Source organism: Amycolatopsis deserti, from assembly GCF_014653945.1.
In the GTDB taxonomy this organism is placed as follows: Bacteria; Actinomycetota; Actinomycetes; order Mycobacteriales; family Pseudonocardiaceae; genus Amycolatopsis_E; species Amycolatopsis_E deserti.
In genome coordinates this window covers 300,599-325,221 of sequence record NZ_BNAU01000002.1, presented here as the reverse complement: position 1 = coordinate 325,221, position 24,623 = coordinate 300,599, and the positions used below count along the sequence as shown (strand labels likewise).

The following is a 24,623-nucleotide window of genomic DNA, read 5'->3' as shown; positions in this document are numbered from 1 at the left end:
GACTGCGGGCGGCCCGAGTGGCCGAGTACCGGCGCCTTCGGCCGGGGCCGATCCCCGATGACGCGAAGATGGCCGGCGGCCCTGGTGCTCGCGTTGATCGCGGGTGCCCTGGCCAGCGCTTCCGGCGTCGCTCTCATTCAGACCGTGGCGGCATGCCGGTGGCTGCTGCATGGCGCGCCGGTGCCGGTGGTTCTTTTCGCCCCGGTAGTGGCGGCGCTGGCGTACGGGCCGTTGCTGGCGGTGTGCGCGCCAGAGGGCGGGGGCGGCGGGGTTCCGCAGGTCCGGCGAACGCTCGCGACGGCGGAGCCACTCCGTCCCCGCGTCGCCGGCGTCAAGGGGATTGCCGCCGGTCTCACCCTCGGCTCCGGGGGGTCGGCCGGGAGCGAGGGCCCGATCATCCACATCTCCGCGGCAGTCGGCTCGGTGCTGGTTCGGCTGCCGCGAGTACCAGCGACGCTGGTGCGATCGACGGTGGCGTCCGCCGTGGCGGGCGGTGTCGCCGGGTCCTTCCAGGCGCCGATGACCGGCGTCGTCCTGGTCGTGGAAGTCCTGCTGACCGGCATGAGCCCGCTCGAACTGGCCGCGATGGTGGCTGGGGCCGTCGCCGGAACCACGGTCGCCTGGGCCCTGCCGGGGGAACCACTGCGGCTGCCCGGACCGGACATCGCCGGGGTCGGCCCGCACCTGGCCACCGTGCCGGTGGCGCTGCTGGCCGGGGTCGCCGGGGTCTTGCTGGTCTGGAGCCTTCGAGTGGTGCGGCGGGCGGCCGATCTGGTGTGGCGGTGGTCCGAGTGGGCGCGCCCGGCCGTCGGTGGGGTGCTGGTGGGCGCGGCTGTACTCGCGGTGCCCCAGGTCGGGGGGATCGGGCAGGACGTCATCATCGACGTGGCCACGGGAGCCGGCAACACCGGCGCCCTGCTCCTGTTGGCGGCCGCGAAGATCTTCGCGACGACCGTCACCCTCGGCGTCGGCGGGGTGGGTGGCACCATCGGTCCGACGCTGTTCCTCGGCGCTGCCGTAGGCGCCGCGTTCCCCGTACCGGGGGCGGCCGTCGTGGGGATGACTGCCTGCCTCGCGGCCGGGGCCCGTGCTCCGGCCACGGCGGTCGCGCTAGCGGCCGAGCTGAGCGGGGCGGGTCTGCTCTCGTCGCTCGTGCCCGCTGCGGTGATCGGCAGCGCTGTGGCAATGCTGCTGTCCGGAGGCACCATCTTCGATCCCGGTAGAGTTGCTCGAGCGTGGGGCAGAAAGGAGCTTCATGGCCGGGGTACGGCAGTTCGACGAGCGAGTGGCGCTCGAGCGCGCGCTCGACGTCTTCGCCGAGCGGGGGTTCCGCGCGACGTCGATGCTCGACCTCGCCGCTGGCACCGGCGTCCAGCGTGGCTCGCTGTACCACGCCTACGGGGGGAAGGAGGAGATCTTCCTTCGTGCCTTCGGCGAATACGCCGACCGCTTCCTCACCGGCGCCCGCGAGGCGCTGAATGGCCCCGACAAGCGGACCGCCTTGCTGTCCTTCTTCGACTACTGCATCGTCATGTTCTCAGCCGGTTCCCCGTCCCGCGGCTGCTTGTCCACCCGCACGGCCGTCGAGGCCGCTCCGGATTCCCCCCGCACGGAAGCCGCGGTCCGCGTCATGCTGGACAAACTGGAGGACCTTGTCCACGACGCGCTTGTCGCCATTGACGACGGCGTGGACCTGGCCGTCGAGCTCCGGGCGGCCGCGCGCCTGGTCGTCACCACCACCCGTGGCATCGCTGTGATGGAACGGGTGGACCACGCGACTGACGACCTTCGCGCCATCGCCGAAACACTGGTCACCGCGCTCGTGAGCCGGTGAGTCCCCGACCCAGTCGGCTCGTTCGCCCCTGGCGGGCGGAATGCCGCTGAGCGCATAGGAAACCGTCGCCTGCGACGCGCCCGCGGCCTGGGCGACATCCATCACCGTGACACGTCGCCCGAGGCCGTGGGCCGCCGTTCAGTGCCGGCGCGGCGTGAACAGGAGCGCGGTGAACGTGATCGCGCACGCGAGGACGATGTAGAGGGAGATCACCCAGGAGCCACCGAAGCCGGCGAACAGGGCGGCGGCGATGAACGGCGCCGGCCCGCTGGTGATCAGCCCGCCCACTTGGTACGCGACCGAGACGCCGGTGTAGCGGTGCTCGGCGTCGAACAGCTCAGCCAGGAAGCCGGCCATGGCGCTGTAGCTCAGCGCGTGCCCGACGCAGGCGAACAGGAACATCGCGATGAGCACCGCAGCGGGGGCGCCGCTGTCGATCAGCCAGAAGAACGGGAACGCGGCGAGGGCCGAGTAGACCGCCCCAGCCAGCAGGATGTTCCGCCTGCCGATGCGGTCGGCGAGGACGGCGACCAGCGGCACTGCGGCAATGTCCAGCAACGAGGCGACGATCAAGCAGGTCAGGACCGTGCTGCGAGAGATGCCGACCTCGCCGGGGCCGTACGACAGCACGAACACGGTCACCACGTAGAAGGGGATGTTGGAAGCGGCTTGGGCGAACAGACCGACGAGAACGGAGCGGGGGGAACGTCGCAGGGTGTCCTTCAGCGGGAATTTCGACACTTCCCGGGCCTGCGACACCTGCTCGAACTCAGGCGACTCGCTGAGGCGGGAACGCACGTAAAAGCCGACCGCGATGAGCACCGTGCTGGCCAGGAACGGCAGGCGCCAGCCCCAGGACAACAGTTGGTCCTTCGGCAGCTGTTGCACCGCGAGGAACGCCGCGGCCGACAGCACGAGCCCGGCCGGCACGCCCGCCTGCGGCCAGCTGCCGTAGAAGGCCCGCCGCCGCGGCGGAGCGTGCTCCACCGCCATCAGCACGGCGCCGCCCCATTCGCCGCCGACCGCGAAGCCCTGGATCAGCCGCACGAGAACCAGCAGGAGAGGCGCGGCGAGGCCGATCTGGGCGTAGGTGGGCAACACGCCGATAGCGACCGTCCCGCCGCCCATCAACAACAGGGACAGGATCAGCATCCGCTTCCGGCCGAGGCGATCGCCGAAGTGCCCGAACACGATACCGCCCAGCGGGCGCGCGACGAACGCGACGCCGAACGTCGCGAAGGCCGCGAGAGTCCCGGCCAACGGGCTCAGGGTGGGGAAGAACTGGGTGTTGAACACCAGGGTCGCCGCCGAACCGAACAGGAAGAAGTCGTACCACTCGATCGCCGTGCCGACGAAGCTGGCGAAGGCCACGCGCGCGGGATTGATCCGCGCCGCCTGTTGTTGCTCGACCACCATCATTACCTCCAACGACTTCGGGGGAGATTCGCTTCACCACGCGGCGCTTTGTACAGGTCGATCTGATCCGTTCCTGGCGGTGGTGCCGGGCCGGGTGGATGCCGCCTGCCCCGCATGAGAGCTTGAGCAGGAGGCAAACGACGCGCCCAGATCCAGGGGAGCAATGGTGCGCGTCGTTGTCTGAACTATATGCATATTGACCGGTCGGTACAAGGCACTGAAGGAAAGCGGATGGCCGTGCATTTCGGCTCCGGTGGGACGGTGGTGGCCGCAATGCCCGCGACGAGGTGGTCCAGGCATCACGGTGGGGTCCGAGGCGGTCCGGTGGCCCACGTGCGGGACTTCGACGACAGGCCGCACGGAGTTCACCGGTCACATTGCCGTGGGCGTGCCCATCTGGCTGGAGGGGGTGTGATGGCCCGGCAGGGAACCGTGCTCGGCTGGTCGCACTTACGAGCGGCTGGCACCGCGGGTGACCGCACGGGGCGTCGATCGGGCGACGGGTCACTCGCTGTCGGTTCGCCACTGCCGCCGCAGGCGTTCGCGGTCCACGACCCGCCCCCCGAGCACGACATCGGCGATGCGGCGGGTGTTGGTGATGTCCGCGCGTGGGTCGGCGTCGAGGACCAGCAGATCGGCCCGCTTGCCGACCTCGATGGTCCCCCGGTCGGTCAGCCCCAGCAGGTGGGACGAGCGCCGGGTGGCGAACTCGATCGCCTCGATCGGGGACAGGCCCGCCTCGACCAGCGCTTCGAGCTCCCGGTGCTCGGCGAGCCCGGGGAGCTGCGCGAGCAGGCCCGTGTCGGCCGAGTAGACGAGCCGGACGCCGGCTTGGTGCAGGGTGGCGAAGTTCTCCTGCAGGCGGCGGTAGGTCTCACCGGTGTCGAACAGTGGCTCCCCGCCTCGCGCCTGCATGCGGCCACGCAGCTCCTCGATGGCGGTGGCCGGCAGCGTCTCCCGCACCGCCGGATCGTCCAGCCATTCGGTGCGCGTCGGGCCCTGCACGCTCATCGAGGTGAAGACCGCGGTGTCGCGCTCGATGAGCCGTTCGATCAGCTCCTGGTCCGGGGCAGGGCTGCGGGGCATGTGGGCGAGGATGTCGGCACCGGCGTCGAGCGCGACCTTGGCGTCTTCGGCGGTGTAGATGTGCGCCGCGGCCTTGATCCCGTGCTGGTGGGCTTCGTCGACGATCTCCCGGCACGCTTCCGGCGACAGCTTGGCCGCGGCACCACCCCGGTCGTCGATCCAGAACTTCACCGCGTCGACCTTCCGCCCCGCGAGCTCGCGCACGAAGGCCCGGCCGTCCGCCGGGTCGGTCACCTGGTGAACCGCGTCGACGGCGAAGAACGGCGCACCACTGGCCTGCCCGGGGCCGGGCGCCGCGACGAGGCCAGAGCCCGCGGTGAAGAAGGTCGCCAGGTCCGGGTCGTCAAGGGTTCCGGAGCGTTGCTCGTCGCGGATGGCGATCTCGATGCCGTTCCGGTCGGTCCCGAGGCACTGGAACGTGCTTATCCCGTAGTAGACGAACCGGCGGAGGTGGTCGAGGATGTTCTCGCGCGAATAGAAGCCCTGATCGCAGACAGTACCTCGCATGTAGCCGATGTGCCCGTGCGGGTTGACCAGCGTGGGAATGACTGTTTTGCCCCGCAACGAGACCACGGTCGCGCCGGTGAGGTCGCCGGCCGGGGCCTGGCTGAGGCCGGTGATTCGTCCATCTTGGACAGTGATCACGGCGTTGTCGACAACCGTGGTGCCGTCGCCTACGATCACCCGCGCGTCGGTGAACGCGGTCGTTGCGAGGGGTTTGTCCTTGCTCATGGGTTGCCGCCTTTCGTGAGAACGGACCGGGAATGCGGGGGCTGGGGCGTCACTGATAACGGGCGGCGCGTCGCTCATAGGCCGCGTAGTCCATGAGGGACTCAAAGGTGTGCTGCCCCAGCATCAGGTCGCCAAGGTCGGCGACCTCCCGGCCTTCCTTGAGTGCGTCGAGAACCGCTGTGACGCTCTTGGCCGCCGCGCCGATGAGGCTGTACCACAGCAGGAGGATGTCCGCTCCCGCGTCGGCGTACTCCGCGAGCGTGCTGCCGGGGCGGTCGCCGCCCGGAGCGTCGAACACGTCCGCGGCCACCATGACGGGGGCGTCGATGCGCGAGCGGACCTGCTTCAGCTTGGCCGCGGGGATCGCGGGAGCGAAAACGGCGTCAGCCCCGGCCGCGACACAGCTCTGCAGGCGGCTGACGGCGTCGTCGATGTCCCGGTAAACCCAGGCCGCGTCCGACCGTGCGATGATCTGGAAGGTCGGATCCGTGCGGGCGTCCACCGCCGCGCGGATGCGCTTCGCCATCCGCTCGGGAGACATCAGCCCCGCCGGTCGCGATGTGTGCTTGCCGCCGAGGTTGTCCTCGATGTGGATGCCCACTACGCCGGCAGCCTCGAAGGCCCGGACCGTCCGCCAGATGTTCTCGGGCTCGTAGAAGCCGTTCTCGCCGTCCACCAGGACGGGCAGCTCGGTCGCCTCGACGATCCGGCGCGCCGCGTCCACCATTTCGGTCATCGTGATCAGCCCGACGTCCGGCTCGCCGAACGTGCTCGCGGCGGCGGCGAAACTGCCGAGGTAGGTCGCGGGGAAACCGGCGCGCTCGACGAGCTTCGCGGTGAAGGCGTCATAGGCGCCCGGGAGCACGAGTGGCGCGGGGGACCGGACGAGCTCGGCGAAGGCCGCACGGCGCTGGGCTGGGGTCGACGGCACGATGGGGCTCCTTGATGCGAAGTGCGGACGGTTCGCACGCCCGTGGCGCGCTGGGGGTGCCGCAAGGCTGCTGACTTGCTTTCAGCAAGCTAGCATTGCTGGATTTCTTCGTGCAACCCAGCGAGGGCGGCTCAGTTCCTCGAGTGGTGGGCTGTGCCGGCCCCGTGTCCAGCTGGCTAGCTCGGAGCTACTCAAGTGGGTACGATCGTGGCGTGCCCAAGACGCTCGGCAAGGACTCGACTTGCTCCATCGCCCGGACGCTGCAGGTGCTCGGCGACAGCTGGACGCTGCTGATCGTCCGGGAGGCGATGCTGGCGGGCTCGACACGGTTCCAGGAGTTCCGGGAGGAGCTGGGAATCGCGCCGAACATCCTGGCCAAACGGCTCGCACAGCTGGTGGACGAGGGGCTCATGGAGCGGCGGACCTATCGGGAACCGGGGCTGCGGGCCAGGGAGGAGTACGTGCTCACCGAAGCCGGCCGCAGCCTGAACGTGGTCATGGCGGCCCTGGCGAGCTGGGGCCGCGCGTACCGGCCGCGTCCCGGCGGCACCTCGCCACGCTTCACCCTGGAAGACACGGGGACGGCCGCCCAACTGGCTTTCGTCACAGCGGACGGTCAGTGTGTGCCGCCCGCACAGCTGACCGCCCGGAGGACCGACGACGCCACGCTGGGGGCCGCAGACGGGGTATCGGCTGCCCAGGCGAGCTGACGGCGGCAGGGCAAGGGTTTTCCCCATCACGCGCTCTGGACCACTACCAGGCGTCGGAGTCCGCACGCTGCACCGCCGCACTGGAGGACGACCGGCCCGTCCGCCTCGTGTTGCGCGATTGGCTCTGCTCGATGGTCGAGCTCACCGACTTGCCGGGCTGTCTGGTCATCCACACCGCCACCGAGGGCACGGACGACCCGGAAACCACTCGGCGCGTGGATGCGGCATTCCACGGCACGATTGCCGCGATCGCCGCGTTGTTGCGCCGCGGGATCGCCGCCGGTGAACTGGCTGCCGACCTCGACGCGGAGGCCACCGCCGACCTGCTGTTCACCACCCTCGCCGGGCTGCGGGTACGCCACCGCGCCGGCCACGACCTGCAACGGCTGCGCGCGCCGGTCGACCAGGCGCTACGCGTGCTGGGCTGACCCTTCGGTGGTCACCGCCGGCAGCCTGGTTTGCGCGGCGCGGCGCAGCGGGACGTCGCGTTGCTTCATCCCGCCGCCTCGTCGCCGGCAGCCGGTGGCGACCCAGCATGAGGGTCTCCAGAGGAGCGGCCTTGTGCAAGCACTCGGCCCACTCCGCGTCCGGATCGGAGTCCGCGGTGATGCCCCCACCGACACCGAGGTCGACGAGGTAATCACCCCCGCCACCCGGGTGCAGTTCGAGTGTCCGGATCGCGACGTTGAGTTCCGTCCCGGCGATGGGCGAGACCAGCCCGACGGCTCCACAGTAGACCCCGCGCGGCTCCCGTTCGACCTCGGCGATGAGTTCGAGCGCCCGGATTTTCGGTGCACCGGTCACCGATCCCGAGGGGAACACCGCGCGCAGAAGCCTGGCGTCGTCGACATCCGCGCCGAGGTGCCCTTCCACGGTGAATTCGAGGTGCCAGACCCCTGGGCGCTTCGCGCACGATGAGGAATTCGGGCACTTTCACCGAGCCGGCTCGGCTGACCCGGCCGAGGTCGTTGCGCACGAGGTCGGTGATCATCACGTTCTCCGCGATGTCCTTCAGGGACCGTCGCAATGCGACCGCGTTGCCGGCATCGGCGGGCCCTCGCCGCGACAAGGTGCCCTTGATCGGACTCGATCGGACGTGGCGCCCACGTCGCCTCACGAACAGTTCCGGCGACAGCGACACGATCGCCCCCAGTCGCCCGGGAGGTACGCCGAGCGCCGGGCGCGGGTCGCGGCGGTCCCGACCGCAAACAACTCACTCGCGCAGCCGTCGAAGACGCCGTGGAAGCGCGTGCAGATGTTGGCCTGGAACAGTTCTCCCTCGGCGATCGCTCGGATACACGACTGCACGGCCTCACGGTGCGCGCGGAGATGCTGACCTCGTCCTCCGGCCTCACCGGACGGTTGAACCGGCTCGGCGCGAAGTCACCCGGGGAACGAAATGATCCGCCGGCACCCCGCAGGGCAGGGCAGGACGTGCTGGGCCGGCACGACCTCCGGGGCGGGCACCCGCCGGTCAGCCCGTCGCCGACCTCGGCTTGGCGCGGAGCGGCGTGTCTCCTGTCCGGGGCCACCTCAGCCGAGTGTGGGAGCGCGACGCCGAGTGCGTCGTGCAACGCTCATCGCCGGTAGCGAGGGTCCAGCGCCCCGCCGGCCGGGGCCCAGCCGATTCTCCCTGAGTCCCACCCGGCGGTCAGGGGGACCCACCAGAAGAAGGTGACCTTGCGCTCGGTGAACAGCCACCTCCCGTCCTGGCGCTCCAGCGAATCGGTGTAGCGGCCCGCGGCCACCTGGGCCTCGCCGTCGACCACGCAGGGCTGGTACAGCCAGGTTTCCCCGGTGGCGGTGTCACCGTCGACCGTCACCGTCTCGTTGGCGCTGAAGTGCCACCACGCGGTGAGCGGACCGCGCTGCAGACCCGCGAAGAACGTCCGCAGTTCACTGCGCCCGCTGGCGGTGGACAGGCCGACGAACCGGCCCTCCTCGGTGAACAGGCCGGCGAGCTCGTCCCAGCGCCCGTCGTCGAGGTACTGGCAGTACCGCGCACGCAGCTGGCCGATCTCCTGGACGTCTTCGAGCCGCCGGATCCTGGCCTCCAGGTCACCCATGCCGCCTCCCTGCTCTCCGCCTCAGTACGAACGATCGTTCAGACGATAGGTGGGGGCGGACCCGGTTGGCAAGGAGTGCCCGCGGTCAGTCGCGGGTTTCGAGCAGGGCGAGCGCGTACCGGGCGTGCTGCTCGGCGAGGGCCTTCCGGGAGAGACGTCCCCCGGCGCGGTACCAGGTGGAGATCGCCGAGCACATCGACACGATGTTCCGTGCGGCGCCATCGGGGTAGGGGGTGGTGAACCGGCCCTGGGCGACGCCCTCGGAAATGATCTCCCCGAAGATGGCCTGGGTGCTGTCGCGGGCGCGGACGACCCGCTCCCGGTGCTCGCCGTGCAGGTAGCGGATCTCGCTGATGGCGACCAGCGCTGCCGTCTGGTGGTCCACGACGAACCCGACGTAGGCCTTGACCGCTTCCCGCATCCGGTCGGCTGGGTCGTCCCCGGCGGCCTGGACCGCGGTGCTGGTGCGGTTCAGAAGCTCGTCGTTGGCCCGCTGGAGCAGTTCGGCGAGCAGGTGCGACTTCGACGGGAAGTAGTTGTAGAGGTTGGACAGGCTGGTTCCGGCGCCGGCGGCCACATCGCGTGTCGAGGCGCCGTTGAAGCCCTTTTCCCCGAACGCGGCCAGGGCTGCGTTGAGGATCGCCGCCTTGGTGCCCCGGCCGGTTTCGCTGATCAGCGCGGCAGCAGCAGAACGACTGTTCATCCGGCGAGATTACACGTTCTTGACGGACCTCCGAGCGACTGGTTCGCTGGAGTAAGAACGTTCGTTCAGGCACGAGGAGGCGTGAGCATGGCGAGTGCGCGCATGCCGCCGGCCCTGGGCCGGGGCGTTCCCGCCGGCCGCGGACCGCCGGGTCACCCGCGTTCGTGCCCCAGTTCGCCGCTGATCGCCTTCGCGGTCTCGAGCAGCACGGGGACCACCTCCTCGCGCATCCGGTCCGGCGTGGTGCGCCCGGTCGAGGTGGAGGAGGCGACCGCGGCGATGACCCGGCCGTGGTGGTCGCGCACGGGTGCCGACAGCGAGATGAGCCCCTCCTCGCGTTCGTTCACCACCAGCGACCACCCCTGTTCCCGGACGCGCGTCAGGATCTCGCGGAACTCGGCCGGATCGGTGACGGTGTGGGGGGTGAGTCGAGGGAGGCCGCATTCGGCGATCACCTCGTCGACCCGCTCGTCCGGTTCCCACGCCAGCAGCACCCGGCCCAGGGACGTCGCGTGCACGGGGACACGCGTGCCGGGGGACACGGTCACGCTCAACACCCGGCGTACCGGCACTCGCGCGATGTAGACGACTTCGTTGCCGTCCATCACCGCGAGGGTGGCCGACTCCCCGGTCCGCTCGGCCTGTCGCATCAAGTGCGGCTGGGCCAGTTCGGTGAGGGCGTGCGTGGCGGTGTAGTGCTGGCCGATGGACAGCACCCGCGGCGTCAAAGTCCAATGTGGGCCAGACGAGGCCACGTAACCGAGTCGTTGCAAGGTCAACAGGACCCGGCGCACGACCGGTCGGGACAGCCCGGTCGCCGTCGCGAGCTCGGCCACTGTCGGGTTCGGACGGTCGGCGTCGAACGCGGTGAGCACCGCCAGGCCGCGTTCCAGGCCCTGGATGTGGTTCTGACTCGTCTTCTCGTCGTCCATCGGCTCCATTTTCCTCAGTTCTCTTGACAGCCCGCGCGAAGTGTCACACGATCTGCCAGACGTACACTATCCGTTCATCACGTACACATAGTGTACAGGAGGTGTGGAGCATGCCGGTCGATCCGCGAGCATTGCGGCGGTGCCTGGGCCACTTCGCCACCGGGGTCACGGTGGTCACCTGTGACGGGGACGGAAAGCCGCACGGGGCGACGGTCAACGCGTTCAGCGCGGTGTCGCTGGATCCGGCACTGGTGCTGGTGTCGCTCGACCGCCGGTCGAAGATCAGCAAGTACCTCGAGGGCGTGCCCTTCACCGTCAACGTGCTGAGCGAGCCGCAAAGCGAGGTCGCGCTGCACTTCGCGGGCAAGCCGATGGCCGGTGCGCCGGACTGGCGGCGTCCGGATCCGCAGCTGGCACCGCAGCTGGGTGGGGCGCTCGCCACGATTTCGTGCACTCCGTGGCGCTGCTACGACGGCGGCGACCACGTGCTCTACCTCGGTGAGGTCGCCGGCTTCGAGGTCGCCGGCGGGGACCCGCTGGTGTTCTACCTCGGCGGCTTCCGCCACCTCGGTCCCGTCTACCAGGCGGCGCCGTGGCTGCAGTCCGGGGACAGCCCGGGCGTGTCGTGGTTCACCGCCTCCGTCTGACGCACATCCGCTATTGCAAAGGAGCAAGAGCATGACCGCACAGGAGTCCACGCCCGGCCGGGACGGTGCCGCGGACGTACGGACCACCCGCCCGTTCACCGGCGAGGAGTACGTCGAGTCGCTGCAGGACGGCCGGGAGGTGTTCCTCTACGGCGAGAAGGTCAAGGACATCACCACCCACCCGGCTTTCCGCAATCCCGTTCGGATGACGGCGCGGCTGTACGACGCGCTGCACGACCCGGCCAAGCAGGACGTCCTGACGGCGCCGACGGACACCGGCAGCAACGGGTTCACGTTCCCGTTCTTCCGCAGCCCGCGCACGCGCGAGGACCTCCTCGCCGACCGCAACGCGATCGCCGAGTGGGCGAGGATGACCTACGGCTGGATGGGCCGCAGCCCCGACTACAAGGCGTCGTTCCTGGGCACGCTGGGCGCGAACTCCGAGTTCTACGAACCCTTCTCCGGCAACGCGCGACGGTGGTACGCCGAATCGCAGGAAAAGGTGCTGTACTGGAACCACGCGATCGTCCACCCACCCGTCGACCGCAACAAGAAGCCCGACGAGGTCAAGGACGTGTTCGTCCACGTCGAGAAGGAGACCGACGACGGCCTCGTCGTCTCCGGGGCGAAGGTCGTGGCGACTGGATCGGCACTCACGCACTACAACTTCATCGCCCACTACGGCCTGCCGTTCAAGGACCGCGAGTTCGCGCTGGTCTGCACCGTGCCGATGAACACGCCCGGGATGAAGCTGATCTGCCGCAACTCCTACACCAGCATGGCCGCCCAGATGGGCTCGCCGTTCGACTACCCGTTGTCGAGCCGGCTCGACGAGAACGACACGATCTTCATCCTGGACAAGGTGAAGATCCCGTGGGAGAACGTGTTCATCTACGGCGACGCAGACAAGGTGAGCAGTTTCGTCCCCGGCTCCGGTTTCCTGGAGCGGTTCACCTTCCAGGGCGTCACCCGCCTGGCGGTCAAGCTCGACTTCATCGCCGGCCTGCTGCTCAAGGGGGTGGAAGCGACCGGCACCAAGGACTTCCGCGGCATCCAGACCCGCATCGGCGAGGTCATCAGCTGGCGCAACCTGTTCTGGGCGCTGTCCGACGCGATGGCCGCGAGCCCCAGCGAGTGGAAGAACGGCACGTTGCTGCCGAACCTGAACTACGGCCTGGCCTACCGGTGGTTCATGACCGTCGGCTACCCGCGCATCCGCGAGATCATCATGCAGGACCTCGGCAGCGCCCTGATCTACCTGCCCTCGCACGCGTCGGATTTCTCCTCACCCGAGGTCCGGCCCTACCTCGACCGGTACGTGCGCGGGTCCAACGGCTACGACTCGGTCGAGCGGGTCAAGCTGATGAAGCTGATCTGGGATTCCATCGGTACCGAGTTCGGCGGCCGTCACGAGCTCTACGAGCGCAACTACGCCGGCAACCACGAGGGCGTGCGGTTCGAGCAGCTCATCGCGATGGAGCAGTCCGGTCAGGCCGACGCCATGCGCGGTTTCGCCGAACAGTGCATGGCCGAGTACGACCTCGACGGCTGGACGGTGCCCGATCTGATCAACAACGACGACGTCTCGCTGCTGGGCAAGCGGTGAGTACAGAGAGGACTCCCGCCATGAGCACGACAGACCCATCCCCGACGGCGGCCGCGGCCGGTGCCTCGGCGACCCAAGCCTTCCTTGCGCGCCGGGACGGCGGTTCGGGCGAGCTCAGCCGCGAACGCGTCGCGACGGTGGTCCAGGCGGTGCTGGACGGAGTGCACGAGGCCATCCGCACCCACGAGGTCACCTACCCGGAGTTCACCGCCGCCAAGCAGTGGCTGATCGAGGTCGGCGAGAGCGGCGAATGGCCGTTGCTGCTCGACGTGTTCGTCGAGCACGAGGTCGAAGAAGTGGCGGCCCGCGCACAGCACGGCACCAAGGGCAGCATCCTGGGCCCGTACTACCTGCCCGGCGCCCCCAAGCTTCCGTCGGTGGCGACGCTGCCGATGCGCGACGACGAGCCGGGCACCCGGCTGGTGTTCGCCGGGCAGGTCCGCGACACGACCGGCGAGCCAGTCCCCGGGGCCGAGCTCGACATCTGGCACGCCGACCACGCCGGCTACTACTCGGGATTCGCCCCGCACATCCCGGAGGGCAACCTGCGCGGTGTCGTGGTCGCCGACGGCGAGGGCCGGTTCGAGATCAGTACCGTCCAGCCCGCGCCGTACCAGATCCCCACCGACGGCCCGACCGGCAAGCTGATCGAATCGGCGGGCTGGCACCCCTGGCGGCCGGCGCACCTGCACCTGATCGTGCGGGCGCCCGGCTACCGGCCGATCACCACGCAGCTGTACTTCGCAGGCGGAGACTGGCTCGATTCCGACGTCGCGCAGGCGACCAAGCCGGAACTCGTGCTCGACCCGCAACCCATCTCCGACGGGCGCGAGCGTGCGGAGTACGACTTCGTGCTCGAACCGGCCTGAAACTCCCCGGCGCCGACCAGAGGAGCTTCGTGATGAGCGATCTTCGCATCGACCGCGTCGAAACGGTCGTGCTCGATGTGCCGCTGCGGCGACCGCACCGGTTCGCCCGCGTCGGGATGGACGTCCAGCCCGTCCTGCTGGTGTACCTGCGGACCGCGGGTGGCGTCACCGGCGTGGGGGAGGGCGTCGTACCCGGCGGCCCGTGGTGGGGCGGCGAGTCGGTGGAGACCATGCAGCTCGTCATCGAGCGGTACCTGGCACCGATCTTGCTCGGCCGCGAAGTGGATGACATCGCGGGGATCGAGCGCGACATCGGCGACGTGGTGGCGGCCAACCTGCACGCCAAGGCGGCCGTGGACATCGCGCTGCACGACGCGTGGGCCCGGTGCCTGGGCGTGCCGGCGCACGCGCTCCTCGGCGGGGTCGTCCGCCGCTCGGTTCCGGTCACCTGGGCACTGGGCACCGAACCAGCCCCGGTCGTCGTCGAGGAAGCGCTCGCCAAGCTCGACGCCGGGACCCACCGCACCTTCAAGCTGAAGATGGGTGCTCTGGACCCGGCCGACGACGTCCGGCGCATCACCGCCATCGCGGACAAGCTCGCCGGCGCGGCGGGGTTGCGCGTGGACGTCAACGCGCGGTGGGACCGCGGCACGGCACTGGCCCACCTGCCCCGCCTCGCGGACGCCGCCATCGAGCTCGTCGAGCAACCCGTGCCTGGCGCCGATGTCGAGGCCCTCGCCGAGATCAACCGCGCGCTGCCGATCCCCGTCATGGCCGACGAAAGCCTCCGCACCCCGGGCGACGCGCTCCGCCTCGCCAGGCTCGCCGCTGCCGACGTGTACTCGCTCAAGATCAGCAAATCCGGCGGCCTGAGGGCCACCAGGTCCATCGCGGAAGTCGCAGCGGCCGCCGGGATCCCCGCCCACATGGGCACGTCCATCGACGGTCCGGTCGGCACCGCGGCCTCGCTGCACCTGGCGTGCGCAACGCCCGCGGTGACGTGGGGGAGTGAGCTGTTCGGGCCCCTGCTGATGCGTGCCGAGCACCTCGCCACCCCGCTGCGCTACGAGGGCGGGGAGCTGCACCTGCCCGACGGGCCCGGCTTCGGCGTGGAGCTCGACCCGGGCGCGGTGCGCGCGTTCGCCCGGAGGTGACCATGCGGGCCGGGCTCGGAGCTGATGTCCGTCCCTCGTCGGAAGAGTGCGTGCTGTGGCGCGCGCTCGGCGAGGTGCCCGCCGGGTTCGGCCCGTCGGTGGTGACGCTGGGCGTGTTCGACGGGGTGCACCGCGGACACGCCCGCCTGATCGACCGCGCGGTGGGCTTCGGCCGCGCCCGGAACCTGCCGGCCGTGCTGGTCACCTTCGACCCGCACCCGGCACGCGTGCTCGGGTTACCGCGGGACACCGCGGCGTTGAGCACCGTCGAACGCCGAGCCGATCTCGCCTTCGGGCTCGGGATACGGGCGGTCTGCGTGTTGCCGTTCACCCGTGAGTTCGCCGCGCTCTCGCCGTCCGAGTTCGTCGAGCGGGCCCTGGTCGAGCGGCTGCGTGCCGAGGCGGTGGTGGTGGGCGCCGACCTCACCTTCGGTCACCGCGCCGCGGGCACCGTGGACACCCTCCGGGAGCTCGGGGAACAGCGCGGCTTCACCACGCACGGTGTCGGGCTGTTGCCGGCCGAGGCCGGCGTCCGCTGCTCGTCGACCCACGTCCGGGCCTGTCTGAGGCGCGGAGACGTGCGCGGGGCGGCGCGAGCACTCGGCCGTCCGCACCATGTCGAGGGGACGTTCCGGCCGGACGGGCACGGCAGGACCGAGCTCGTCGTCGCGTCCGGCACCGCCCTGCCCGCGCCCGGCCGCTACTGGGGGCGCCTCGGCGGCCTGGGGCCTCTCCCGGTGTGGGTGACGGGCGAGCAGCGGGTGATCGTGCCCGTCACGTCAGTGCGGCCGGGACCGGGCGGTATCGACTTCGTGGCCTGAAGCGGCGGATCAGCGTCCAATGTCGACTCCGTCCGCGGTGCGGGCCGGCGCCGCCGGGGCTTGACCGAGGACGGGCCGGCTGCTTGACTGACCTGAACGGTCGTTCGTTCTGAGCGGCCGTGGTGGACGATCGATGAGGAGGTCCCCCGGTGTCTACGGACCGTGACGTGTCCCCGTCCGCCCGGGCCGATGCGGCTCACGGCGGTCTCGTGGTCGACGAGAACAGAATGCGGAAGCTGGCCTTCGCCTCCATCGCGTCGACCGTGCTCGAGTGGTTCGACTTCCTGGTGTATTCGACGGCGGCGGCGCTGGTGTTCGGTCCGTTGTTCTTCCCCACGCTGGGCGGCGTGCAGGGCACGCTCGCGTCGTTCGCCACGCTGGCGGTGGGATTCGTCGCGCGTCCGCTCGGCGGGGTGCTCGCCGGGCATGTGGGGGACCGTTACGGACGGAAGGTCCCGCTGGTCGGCTCGATGCTGTTGATGGGTGTGGCGACGTTCGTGGTGGGACTGCTGCCGACCTACGACACCGCCGGGATGTGGGCGCCGGTCCTGCTCGTCATCGCGCGGATCGTGCAGGGGCTGGGTGTCGGTGCGCAGTGGGGTGGTGCGGCGATGCTGCTGGTGGAGCACGCGCCGGTGGCCAAGCGCGGCTTTTACGGCTCGCTGGTCAACACCGGCACCATCCTCGGCGCGGTCCTCGGCAACGGGTTCTTCCTGCTGCTCACCGCCCTGGTGCCGGCGGATTCGTTCGAGGCGTGGGGCTGGCGGATCCCGTTCCTGTCCGGGCTGGTGCTGGTGGTCGTCGGGATCTACGTCCAGCTCAAGATCGAGGAGAGCCCGGTGTTCACCGAACTCCGGCACGCCTCCTCGGCGGCCGCGCAGCGGGCCGGCGTGCGCAAGGCGCCGGTCGGGCAGGCGATCCGCCTGTACTGGCGGCAGATCCTGCAGGCGATCGCGGCGTTCTTCGTGGTCAACGGAACCTTCTATATCTTCATCTCCGGGATTCTCGACTACGGGACGAAGACACTCGGGCTGGACCGCACGCCGATGCTGCTCGTGGTGATGCTCGCGGGGCTGACGCAGGTGGTGACCATCCCGGTGTTCGGCGCGTTGTCCGACCGGCTCGGGCGCAAGCGGATCTACCTCGCGGGCGCGGTGGCCATGGCGGTCGCGGGCTTCCCGATGTTCTGGCTGATCGACACCGGCAGCCTGCTGTGGCTGGGCGTCGCGCTGGTCGTCGGGTTCACGATCCACGCGTCGATGTTCGGGTGCCAGACCGCGATGTACGCCGAGATGTTCCCGGCGGACGTCCGGCTCTCCGGAGCGTCACTGGGTTTCCAGGTGGCGTCCGTGCTGGCCGGCGGACTGGCGCCGATGATCACCACGGCCCTGGTCGCCGCCTCCGGCGGATCGTCGGCGGTGTCGCTGTACATCATCGCGATGGCCGCGGTGACCTTCGCCGGGGTGAGCACCATCAGGGAGCGGTTCCAGCGCGACCTGTACGCGGTTTCGTCCGACCGGACGGACGGTGCGGCGTGACCGGCGGAGGTGGGATGTACTTCGAGGACTTCCGGGTCGGGCAGCGGTTCACGGCGGGACCGAGGGTGGTGGCCGAGGAGGACCTGGCCCGGTTCACCGCGCTCAGCGGCGACGATCACCCCCTGCACACCAGCGTCGAGTACGCCTGGGCCACGTCGTTCGGGGAACCGGTCCTGCAGGGCTCCTTCGGTGCGGCGGTGGCGGCCGGGCTGTGGACCCGGCTGGGGCTGGTGACCGAGTCGATCGTGGCGGCGACCGAGGAGAGCTGGACCTACCACCGGCCGATCAAGGTGGGGGACGAGCTCTCCCTCGCGGTGACGATCGTCCGCCTGCGGGACGGCCCTGGAGGCGGCCAGGGACTGGTGACCCGGTACAACGAGCTGCTCGGCGCCGACGGCACCGTGATCCAGTCGGGCACGGCCACCGCCCTCGTGCGGGCGGGTGACGGAGGGCCGCGGCCCACCAACCGGGACGTGGGCACCGTGGCCTGGGGGAGACAGCTCGCGGACGCCCTGACGGCGAACCCGGCGTTCACATCCGCGGTCGCGTCGTGGGACGGCACCATCGGCTTGCGCGGCGGCGAGCACGAAGTCCACCTGCGCGTCTACCGGGGCCGGATCATCGACGTCACCCGCCGGTCGCCGCACGGCGCCACGTTCACCTTCGGGGCGAGCGAGCAGACCTGGGCGGATCTGCTGACCGCGGAGGAGAGCCGGTTCGGCGCCCGGTTGATGACCGGGGAATTCACCCCCGGCGGTGATCCGTACGAGTACCTGCGGTTGACCAAGGCCCTGGAGATCATCGTGGAGGTCGCCCGCGACCTCGCCCGTACCGAGCACAGCGAGGTGGTCGCGTGAAGGTCACCGCCCACCACCTGGTGCTCGACGGCCGCATCGGGTTCGCGCAGGACGCCGCACCGCGGGAGCCCAACGGAACCACGTTGGTGCTGGTGCACACCGCCGGGCAGAGCGGTGTGCAGTGGCGGCACGCGCTGCGGCCGCTGAGCGAACTGGGCTACCGGCTGATCGTGCCCGATCTGCCGGGCCACGGGCATTCCGAGCCTGCGCCCGGGGGCGCGGTGCGGGACCTGCGCGAGTACGCGGACTGGCTGGTGCGGCTGCTGGACGTCCTGGAGGTCGCGCGGCCGGTGGTGGTCGGCTGCTCGATCGGCGGCAAGATCGCCCAGGACCTCGCGGCGCGGTACGGCGACCGGCTGGACGCGGCGGTGTCGATGTGTGCCGAGTCGGGACCGGGACGGGTCCAGCTGCACGCGCTGGAACGGGAACTGGAGGACAGCGCCGCGGCCGCGCGCGCCGATCGCACTCACCTGGGGACCCGCGCGGTCGTCGGCCGCCGGGTGGCCCGCGGGCGCGCGGAACTGATCGCGCGCATGCATTGCCGGGAAGATCCGCTGGTGTCCACCAGCGACCTCATCGGGTGGGGCACGCACGACGTGCGCCCGCTGCTGGCGGGCATCCCGTGCCCGATCACGTTCGTGGCCGGCGAGGACGACCTGTGGGTCGATGCGCGATCGGTGGCCGAGTCCGCCCGGCAGGTGCCGGACGGCCGGTTCGTCCTCCTCCCGGGATACGGGCACTACCCGATGGAGGAGATGGACGACTTCGCGAAGGTCCTGGACGGCTGGCTGGGCGAGATGAAGGAGGGACGACCGTGACACCGCGCCTGCTCGATGTGTTCGCCGGACTGGCCGATGCCGAACCCGACGCCGTGGTGCTGTACGACGCCGACGCCGGCCGGTCCCCGGCGCGGCCGCTCACCCGGCGGCAGTTGCGCGACCTGGCCGCCGGAATGGCCGAGGATCTGCGCGCGCACGGGATCGGCGCGGGCGACTGCGTCGGTGTCTGGCTGCCGAACTGGTCCCACGCCGTCGCCACGCAGTTCGCCGCGCTGGCGGTGGGAGCGCACGTCATAGGGATCAACACCCGGTACAACGTCGATGAGGTCGCGCACGTGCTGCGCATGGCCCGGCCGCGGGCGGTGGTGATCGCCCACGACTTCATGAACCTCGACCTCCGCCGGATCCTGCACGCGGCGCACGAGGCGGCGGCGACCGAGCCGCCGGTGTGCCTGGTGACCACCGCGCCCGGGGCCGCACCGGCGTCCCCGGGCGCGGTGGCGGCCTACGACGTGGGCGGTGGGGCGTCGACGTTCCCCCACGCGTCCGGCGGCGGTGAGCTAAGGCCGTGCCCGGTCCCGGGACTGGCCACGGCGTTCACCACCTCGGGCTCGACCGGCCGCCCGAAACTGGCCGCCCACGGCGAATCCGGCATGGCCGAGCACCTCGTCGCCGCCGGCGAGCGCATCGGCCTGGGACCCGGGCACGTCATGCTGGGCGCGCTCCCGTTGTCCGGGGTCTTCGGGTTCGTCGCGGCGATGGCTGCGATCTTCTCCGGCGCCGCGGTGGCGCTGGAGCCGGTGTTCGACGCCGACGGCGTCCTCAGCGATATGGTGCGGCACCGGGTGACCCACGTTATCGGCGCCGACGACCTCCTCGGCCGCATCGAGCGGGCCTGGCAGTCCCACCCCGTGCCACTGCCGTTGCGGTGGATCGGGATCGCGGACTTCGAGGGCCGGTCCCGGCAGCTCGCGGCCTGGGCGGAGCGCGAGTTCGGCGCAGGCGTCGCCGGCGTGTACGGCTCGTCGGAGCTGTTCGCGCTGACGGCGTTCTGGCCCGGGCGGTATCCGCCGGAGCTGCGGTGGTCCGGGGGCGGCCAGGTGGTCACGGAGGCGATCGAGGTGCGTGTGGCCGACCCGGTCACCGGGGAAACCGTGCCGGACGGTGCCGAGGGCGAGATGCAGTTCCGCGGACCGAACGTCGTCGACGCCTACCTCGGTGATCCCGCGGTCGCCGGCGAGGTGTTCACCGAGGACGGCTGGTTCCGCAGCGGCGACCTCGGCCGGCTGGTCGCCCCCGGAACCGTGCAGTACCTCTGCCGGATCGGTGACGTGCTGCGGTTGCGGGGATTCCTGGTCGACCCGGGCGAGATCGAAACCCGGCTTGCGGCGCACCCCGCGGTCGCGATGGCCAAAGTCGTGGGCGTGCCCGGCGGCGACGGCGGCACCGTCGCTGTGGCCTTCGTGGTGCCCCACGGCCCCGCCCGGCCCGGCGAAGACGAGCTCAAGCAGTGGTGCGCCCAGACCCTGGCCAAGTTCAAAGTGCCGTCCCGGGTCCGCCTGATCGACGAAATGCCCACCACCTCGGGCACGAACGGAACCAAGATCCGCGCCGCCGCGCTGCGCGAGCTGGCACTGCGAGAGGGAGTCTGACCATGAACCACGAGGTCGTCATCTGCCACCCCCTGCGCACCCCCGTCGGCCGCTACGGTGGTGCGTTCAAGGCGTTGTCGGCGACCGAGCTCGCCGCGCACACCCTGCGGCAGCTGATCGAGCGCACCGGCCTGCCGGTGGACCGGGTCGACGACGTGCGTCTCGGGCAGTGCTATCCCAGCGGGGAGAGCCCGGCGATCGGCCGGGTCGCAGCGCTGGACGCCGGGTTGCCGGTGACCGTGCCCGGCGCGCAGATCGACCGCCGTTGCGGATCCGGGCTGCAAGCCGTCATCGACGCCACCATGAGCGTCGCCACCGGCGGCGCCGAGGTCGTCATCGCCGGGGGCGCCGAGTCGATGAGCAACGTCGAGTTCTACACCGACGAGATCCGCTGGGGCGTCAAGGGCGACGGGCCCCGGCTGCACGACAGGCTCGCGCGGGCCCGGGTGACCGCCGGCGGGAAGGACCACCCGGTGCCGGGCGGAATGCTCGAGACGGCCGAGAACCTGCGGCGCGAGTACTCGATCTCCCGGCGGGAACAGGACGAGTGGGCGCTGCGCTCCCACGAGCGTGCGGTGAAGGCCGCCGCCGACGGCCGCTTCGCCGAGGAGATCCTGCCGGTCACCGTGCCCGGCCGTCGCGGCGCGCCCGCCACCGTCGTCGACACCGACGAGCACCCGAGGCCCGGCGTCTCGCTCGACGCGCTGAGCGAACTGCGGCCCGTCATGGCGAACAGCGACCCGGAGGCGACCGTCACCGCGGGCAACGCCAGCGGCCAGAACGACGGTGCGGCCGCGTGCATCGTCACCACCCGCGACACCGCGGCGGAGCTGGGGCTCACGCCGATCCTGCGCCTGGTGAGCTGGGCGGTGGCCGGGGTGCCGCCGCGCACCATGGGCCTCGGACCGGTACCGGCGGCCGCGAAGGCACTGGACCGGGCCGGCCTCGCACTGGCCGACATCGAACTGGTGGAGATCAACGAGGCGTTCGCCGCCCAGGTGATCGCCTGCTTCCGGGAATGGGACCTCACCGACCGCGACCTGGAGCGGGTCAACGTCAGTGGATCCGGCATCTCGCTGGGCCATCCGGTCGGGGCTACGGGCGCCCGGATCCTGGCCACGCTGGCCTACGAGATGCGCCGCCGCGGGGCGCGCTACGGCCTGGAGACGATGTGCATCGGCGGCGGCCAGGGCCTCGCGGCCGTCCTGGAGCTGGTCGAATGACCGCTGCGCTGCGCGGCCTCCGGGTCGTGGAGGCCACGAGTTTCGTCGCCGGTCCGCTGGCCGGCATGACACTGGCGCAGATGGGGGCGCAGGTGCTGCGGCTGGACCCGGTCACCGGGCCGGTGGACGCGGGCCGGTGGCCGTTGAGCGGGACCGGCCGGAGCCTGTTCTGGGCCGGCATGAACAAGGGCGTGAAGTCCGTCACCGTCGACTTCCGCGTGCCGGAAGGGCAGGAGCTCGCCGCCGCGTTGATCACCGCGCCCGGCCCGGACGCCGGCTTGTTCGTCGACAACACGATCGGCCGGGATTTCCTGTCCCACGACCGGTTGCGCGCTCGCCGAGCCGACCTCGTGCACGTCCACATCCAGGGCTATCCCGACGGCCGCGCCGCCATGGACTACGCGGTCAACCCGCGCTACGGCGTGCCGGCGCTGACCGGTCCGGCCGATTCCCGCCGTCCGGTCAACCACGTCCTGCCGGCCTGGGACATCGCCACCGGACTGCTCGCGGTGTCCGGGCTGCTGGCCGGGTTGCACCGGCGGGCGGTGGACGGCCAAGGGTGCCTGGTCGAGCTGGCTCTGGCCGACGTGGCCGCGGCGCACGTGGCGCATCTGGGCTGGTTCGCCGAGGTAGCCGAGGCCGGCCAGGACCGGCCCCGGCTCGGCAACCACCTGTTCGGCGCCTTCGGGGTGGATTTCGCGTGCGCCGACGGTCGCCGGGTGGTCGCGGTGGCGATCACCCGCGCCCAGTGGCGGGACCTGATGCGGATGACCGGGACGGAAGCGGTGTTCGCGGCCCTGTCGTCGGTTCACGGCACCGATTTCGACGTCGAGGGGGAGCGGTACAGGCAACGCGGCCTGATCGAGGCGGTGCTCGCACCGTGGTTCGCCGCCCGCACCGTGGGAGAGGTGCTCGAGGCGGCGCGCGGCACCCGGGTGATGGCCGACGAGTTCCGTTCGCCCTCGGAGGTCGTGGCGGCCTGGCGACGGGGCGCGGAGTCGCCGGTGCTCACCGAGGTCGAGCAGGCCGGGGTGGGCCCGATGGTCACCGCCACCTCCCCCCTGCGCTGGAACTCGCGCTACCGCGAGGCCGAGCCGGCGCCGGAGTTCGGTGCGGACACGGAGTGGGCGTTGGCCGAGTTGCTCGGGATGTCCGGCCGGGAGATCGGGAGGCTCGCCGACAACGGGCTGATCATGACGAGGAGAGATGACAGCGATTACGCGTGAACTGTGCCGGACCGAAGGATTGACCGACGTCCAGGACGACATCCTCAAAACAGTCCGCGCGTTCGTGGACGACCGGATCATCCCGGTAGCGACCGAACTCGAACACGCCGACGCCTACCCCGCCGACATCGTCGAAGGGATGCGGGAACTGGGCCTGTTCGGGTTGACGATTCCCGAGGAGTACGGCGGGATCGGCGAGTCGCTGCTGACCTACGCGCTGGTGGCCGAGGAGATCGCCCGCGGCTGGATGAGCGTGTCGGGCATCATCAACACCCATTTCATCGTGGCTCACCTGCTCGTGCACCACGGCACCGAGGAGCAGAAACGCCACTACCTGCCCAAGATGGCCACCGGCGAGATCCGGGGCGCGTTCTCCATGTCCGAGCCCGGCTGCGGCTCCGACGTGGCCGCCATCCGCACCCGCGCCACCCCGCACGACGGTGGGTACCTGATCAACGGCCAGAAGATGTGGCTGACGAACGGGGGATCGTCGACCCTGGTCGCGGTGCTGGTCAAAACCGGTGCCGGCGCCGGGCCGGCGCACCGGAACCTGACCACCTTCCTGGTGGACAAGCCCGCCGGCTTCGGTGAGGTGGCGCCGGGGCTGACGGTTCCGGACAGGATCGAGAAGATGGGTTACAAGGGCGTCGACACCACCGAGCTCGTCTTCGACGACTACGAGATCGCCGCCTCGCAGATCCTCGGCGGCGAGCCCGGTCGCGGGTTCTACCAGATGATGGACGGCGTCGAGGTCGGGCGGGTCAACGTCGCGGCCCGCGGGTGCGGGGTGGCCTGGCGTGCGTTCGAACTCGGCGTCGCCTACGCGCAACAGCGGGAGACCTTCGGCCGGCCGATCGCCGATCACCAGGCGGTGCTCTTCCGCCTGGCCGAAATGGGCACCAAGGTCGAGGCGGCGCACCAGATGATGGTGCGGGCGGCGCGCAAGAAGGACTCCGGCGAGCGCAACGACCTGGAGGCCGGGATGGCGAAGTACCTGGCCTCGGAGTACTGCGCGCAGGTGGTGGAGGATTCCTTCCGCATCCACGGCGGTTACGGTTACTCCAAGGAGTATGAGATCGAACGGCTCTACCGTGAGGCGCCGATGCTGCTGATCGGCGAAGGCACCGCCGACATCCAGCGGATGATCATCGGGCGCCGGCTGCTGGAGGACTACAAGCTGCGGTGATCAAGGAGGACGGCCCGCCGATGCGGGTCATCCTCTGCACGCCGACCATGACGGCGTTCTTCTTCCCGGGGCCCGCTCCCGCGTCGTTCGACCGCGCGCCCGCTGACGCTGTCGTCGGACATCTCCTCGACAACCGTTCGCCGAAAGAACCAGGGCGCGAATTGAATGGTGCGATCAGCTCGGACAGCGACTACGGCCTCGACAGTTCGGTCCAGGCTGGCGGCCGGTGACCGGGTCGACGCCGGAGAGCACCACTCGGAGGCTGTCGCCGCGATGCTCGAGGCGGCCACGCTGGCGGGCTTCCGGGCGGGCTCGAGCAATCACCCTAGGATGCTCGCGCCCAGGGCTGCACCAATGATCAACATCGTTGATCCGTCTGAAGTAGTTCCCGCTGGTCAGAACCGGTGGGCCGGGCGGGGCTCGAACCCGCGGCCAAGGGATTATGAGGCATCCGTCCGTGGGGGGCGGGTGACGACCAGCGATTTCAGATGCTTGGAGGTCGACGATGGGTGCGAGAGAGGCGGTGGCGGGCGCCAGTTCGCACCCACACTCGCCCCAGGGAGAACTTCCGACATCGCCTTGCCGAACCGCCGCCGCGCTCGCGCCCCGCCGGAAAACCTCACCAGATCACTTTGGAGAAGCGCTGGCATCATCG

General features: G+C 70.6%; 22 protein-coding genes and 3 pseudogenes. 17 read left to right on the top strand and 8 right to left on the bottom strand.

Features of this window, described 5'->3' with window-relative positions; translation table 11 throughout:
• Positions 1-57 precede the first annotated feature (57 nt).
• Positions 58-1,173 (top strand): annotated as a pseudogene (locus tag IE290_RS38515) (chloride channel protein); the annotation flags it as partial.
• An 82-nt stretch (positions 1,174-1,255) separates the two neighbouring features.
• A complete protein-coding gene (locus tag IE290_RS10020; RefSeq protein ID WP_191244264.1) occupies positions 1,256-1,834 on the top strand; it encodes a TetR/AcrR family transcriptional regulator in 579 nt (192 codons plus the stop codon).
• A gap of 138 nt (positions 1,835-1,972) precedes the next feature.
• On the opposite strand, the gene IE290_RS10015 is transcribed toward IE290_RS10020, so the two are convergent.
• The 3 genes from IE290_RS10015 to IE290_RS10005 all read right to left on the bottom strand — a co-directional run bounded on the left by IE290_RS10015 (position 1,973) and on the right by IE290_RS10005 (position 5,999).
• Positions 1,973-3,250, bottom strand: coding sequence for an MFS transporter (locus IE290_RS10015; RefSeq protein ID WP_229874380.1), 1,278 nt, complete (start codon positions 3,248-3,250; stop codon positions 1,973-1,975).
• A gap of 504 nt (positions 3,251-3,754) precedes the next feature.
• Positions 3,755-5,146 carry an amidohydrolase family protein gene (locus IE290_RS10010; RefSeq protein WP_229874379.1) on the bottom strand — a complete coding sequence of 464 codons (1,392 nt, stop codon included), beginning with the start codon at positions 5,144-5,146 and terminating at the stop codon, positions 3,755-3,757.
• On the bottom strand, positions 5,118-5,999 hold the full coding sequence (locus IE290_RS10005; protein ID WP_191244262.1) for an isocitrate lyase/PEP mutase family protein: 882 nt from the start codon (positions 5,997-5,999) through the stop codon (positions 5,118-5,120). The genes IE290_RS10010 and IE290_RS10005 overlap by 29 nt, the downstream gene beginning before the upstream one ends.
• A gap of 212 nt (positions 6,000-6,211) precedes the next feature.
• Here IE290_RS10005 and IE290_RS10000 point away from each other — a divergent pair, with 212 nt between their 5' ends.
• Together IE290_RS10000 and IE290_RS38200 are read left to right on the top strand one after the other, a co-directional pair.
• Positions 6,212-6,709, top strand: a complete 498-nt coding sequence (locus IE290_RS10000; RefSeq protein ID WP_191244261.1) for a winged helix-turn-helix transcriptional regulator — start codon at positions 6,212-6,214, stop codon at positions 6,707-6,709.
• Complete coding sequence (locus tag IE290_RS38200; protein WP_268246333.1) at positions 6,619-7,137, top strand: TetR family transcriptional regulator C-terminal domain-containing protein; 519 nt, start codon at positions 6,619-6,621, stop codon at positions 7,135-7,137. Before IE290_RS10000 ends, IE290_RS38200 begins: the two co-directional genes overlap by 91 nt.
• Here IE290_RS38200 and IE290_RS38510 read toward each other — a convergent pair.
• The 5 genes and pseudogenes from IE290_RS38510 to IE290_RS09975 all read right to left on the bottom strand — a co-directional run.
• Positions 7,040-7,627 (bottom strand): annotated as a pseudogene (locus IE290_RS38510) (chorismate-binding protein); the annotation flags it as partial. The gene IE290_RS38200 and the pseudogene IE290_RS38510 sit on opposite strands and share 98 nt — an antisense overlap.
• A gap of 58 nt (positions 7,628-7,685) precedes the next feature.
• Positions 7,686-7,826: pseudogene (locus tag IE290_RS38505) on the bottom strand (chorismate-binding protein); the annotation flags it as partial.
• A 460-nt stretch (positions 7,827-8,286) separates the two neighbouring features.
• Positions 8,287-8,775 (bottom strand): nuclear transport factor 2 family protein, encoded by a 489-nt coding sequence (locus IE290_RS09985; protein WP_191244260.1) that lies wholly within the window; start codon positions 8,773-8,775, stop codon positions 8,287-8,289.
• Positions 8,776-8,860: 85 nt separating this feature from the next.
• The gene (locus IE290_RS09980; protein ID WP_191244259.1) at positions 8,861-9,478 is read right to left on the bottom strand and encodes a TetR/AcrR family transcriptional regulator; all 618 of its coding nucleotides are present in this window, start codon (positions 9,476-9,478) and stop codon (positions 8,861-8,863) included.
• A 152-nt stretch (positions 9,479-9,630) separates the two neighbouring features.
• A complete protein-coding gene (locus IE290_RS09975) occupies positions 9,631-10,410 on the bottom strand; it encodes an IclR family transcriptional regulator domain-containing protein (protein WP_191244258.1) in 780 nt (259 codons plus the stop codon).
• Positions 10,411-10,520: 110 nt separating this feature from the next.
• Here IE290_RS09975 and IE290_RS09970 point away from each other — a divergent pair, with 110 nt between their 5' ends.
• From IE290_RS09970 to IE290_RS09910, 13 genes are all read left to right on the top strand, one after another.
• Positions 10,521-11,057 carry a flavin reductase family protein gene (locus tag IE290_RS09970; protein ID WP_191244257.1) on the top strand — a complete coding sequence of 179 codons (537 nt, stop codon included), beginning with the start codon at positions 10,521-10,523 and terminating at the stop codon, positions 11,055-11,057.
• A gap of 31 nt (positions 11,058-11,088) precedes the next feature.
• Positions 11,089-12,663 (top strand): 4-hydroxyphenylacetate 3-hydroxylase family protein, encoded by a 1,575-nt coding sequence (locus IE290_RS09965; RefSeq protein ID WP_191244256.1) that lies wholly within the window; start codon positions 11,089-11,091, stop codon positions 12,661-12,663.
• A gap of 20 nt (positions 12,664-12,683) precedes the next feature.
• Complete coding sequence (catA, locus tag IE290_RS09960) at positions 12,684-13,532, top strand: catechol 1,2-dioxygenase (protein WP_191244255.1); 849 nt, start codon at positions 12,684-12,686, stop codon at positions 13,530-13,532.
• Positions 13,533-13,564: 32 nt separating this feature from the next.
• On the top strand, positions 13,565-14,686 hold the full coding sequence (locus IE290_RS09955; protein WP_191244254.1) for a muconate/chloromuconate family cycloisomerase: 1,122 nt from the start codon (positions 13,565-13,567) through the stop codon (positions 14,684-14,686).
• A 50-nt stretch (positions 14,687-14,736) separates the two neighbouring features.
• A complete protein-coding gene (locus IE290_RS09950) occupies positions 14,737-15,507 on the top strand; it encodes a cytidyltransferase (RefSeq protein ID WP_229874376.1) in 771 nt (256 codons plus the stop codon).
• A gap of 149 nt (positions 15,508-15,656) precedes the next feature.
• A complete protein-coding gene (locus IE290_RS09945; protein WP_229874375.1) occupies positions 15,657-17,045 on the top strand; it encodes an MFS transporter in 1,389 nt (462 codons plus the stop codon).
• Positions 17,042-17,902 carry a MaoC/PaaZ C-terminal domain-containing protein gene (locus tag IE290_RS09940; protein ID WP_191244252.1) on the top strand — a complete coding sequence of 287 codons (861 nt, stop codon included), beginning with the start codon at positions 17,042-17,044 and terminating at the stop codon, positions 17,900-17,902. The genes IE290_RS09945 and IE290_RS09940 overlap by 4 nt, the downstream gene beginning before the upstream one ends.
• Entirely contained in the window at positions 17,899-18,720 is an 822-nt protein-coding gene (locus IE290_RS09935) for an alpha/beta fold hydrolase (protein ID WP_191244251.1), read from the top strand. Before IE290_RS09940 ends, IE290_RS09935 begins: the two co-directional genes overlap by 4 nt.
• A complete protein-coding gene (locus IE290_RS09930) occupies positions 18,717-20,333 on the top strand; it encodes an AMP-binding protein (RefSeq protein ID WP_191244250.1) in 1,617 nt (538 codons plus the stop codon). The genes IE290_RS09935 and IE290_RS09930 overlap by 4 nt, the downstream gene beginning before the upstream one ends.
• 2 nt (positions 20,334-20,335) lie before the next feature.
• A complete protein-coding gene (locus IE290_RS09925; RefSeq protein WP_191244249.1) occupies positions 20,336-21,556 on the top strand; it encodes an acetyl-CoA C-acetyltransferase in 1,221 nt (406 codons plus the stop codon).
• Positions 21,553-22,782, top strand: coding sequence for a CoA transferase (locus tag IE290_RS09920; protein ID WP_191244248.1), 1,230 nt, complete (start codon positions 21,553-21,555; stop codon positions 22,780-22,782). Before IE290_RS09925 ends, IE290_RS09920 begins: the two co-directional genes overlap by 4 nt.
• Entirely contained in the window at positions 22,763-23,968 is a 1,206-nt protein-coding gene (locus tag IE290_RS09915; protein WP_191244247.1) for an acyl-CoA dehydrogenase family protein, read from the top strand. Before IE290_RS09920 ends, IE290_RS09915 begins: the two co-directional genes overlap by 20 nt.
• The gene (locus IE290_RS09910) at positions 23,965-24,198 is read left to right on the top strand and encodes a hypothetical protein (RefSeq protein ID WP_191244246.1); all 234 of its coding nucleotides are present in this window, start codon (positions 23,965-23,967) and stop codon (positions 24,196-24,198) included. The genes IE290_RS09915 and IE290_RS09910 overlap by 4 nt, the downstream gene beginning before the upstream one ends.
• The last annotated feature ends 425 nt before the right edge of the window (positions 24,199-24,623 follow it).

Coding starts and splice junctions, on each gene's coding strand:
- IE290_RS10020 (WP_191244264.1), top strand. CDS start 1,256: ATGGCCGGGGTACGGCAGTTCGACGAGCGAGTGGCGCTCGAGCGCGCG.
- IE290_RS10015 (WP_229874380.1), bottom strand. CDS start 3,250: ATGGTGGTCGAGCAACAACAGGCGGCGCGGATCAATCCCGCGCGCGTG.
- IE290_RS10010 (WP_229874379.1), bottom strand. CDS start 5,146: ATGAGCGACGCGCCGCCCGTTATCAGTGACGCCCCAGCCCCCGCATTC.
- IE290_RS09985 (WP_191244260.1), bottom strand. CDS start 8,775: ATGGGTGACCTGGAGGCCAGGATCCGGCGGCTCGAAGACGTCCAGGAG.
- IE290_RS09980 (WP_191244259.1), bottom strand. CDS start 9,478: ATGAACAGTCGTTCTGCTGCTGCCGCGCTGATCAGCGAAACCGGCCGG.
- IE290_RS09975 (WP_191244258.1), bottom strand. CDS start 10,410: ATGGACGACGAGAAGACGAGTCAGAACCACATCCAGGGCCTGGAACGC.
- IE290_RS09970 (WP_191244257.1), top strand. CDS start 10,521: ATGCCGGTCGATCCGCGAGCATTGCGGCGGTGCCTGGGCCACTTCGCC.
- IE290_RS09965 (WP_191244256.1), top strand. CDS start 11,089: ATGACCGCACAGGAGTCCACGCCCGGCCGGGACGGTGCCGCGGACGTA.
- catA (WP_191244255.1), top strand. CDS start 12,684: ATGAGCACGACAGACCCATCCCCGACGGCGGCCGCGGCCGGTGCCTCG.
- IE290_RS09955 (WP_191244254.1), top strand. CDS start 13,565: ATGAGCGATCTTCGCATCGACCGCGTCGAAACGGTCGTGCTCGATGTG.
- IE290_RS09925 (WP_191244249.1), top strand. CDS start 20,336: ATGAACCACGAGGTCGTCATCTGCCACCCCCTGCGCACCCCCGTCGGC.
- IE290_RS09920 (WP_191244248.1), top strand. CDS start 21,553: ATGACCGCTGCGCTGCGCGGCCTCCGGGTCGTGGAGGCCACGAGTTTC.
- IE290_RS09915 (WP_191244247.1), top strand. CDS start 22,763: ATGACAGCGATTACGCGTGAACTGTGCCGGACCGAAGGATTGACCGAC.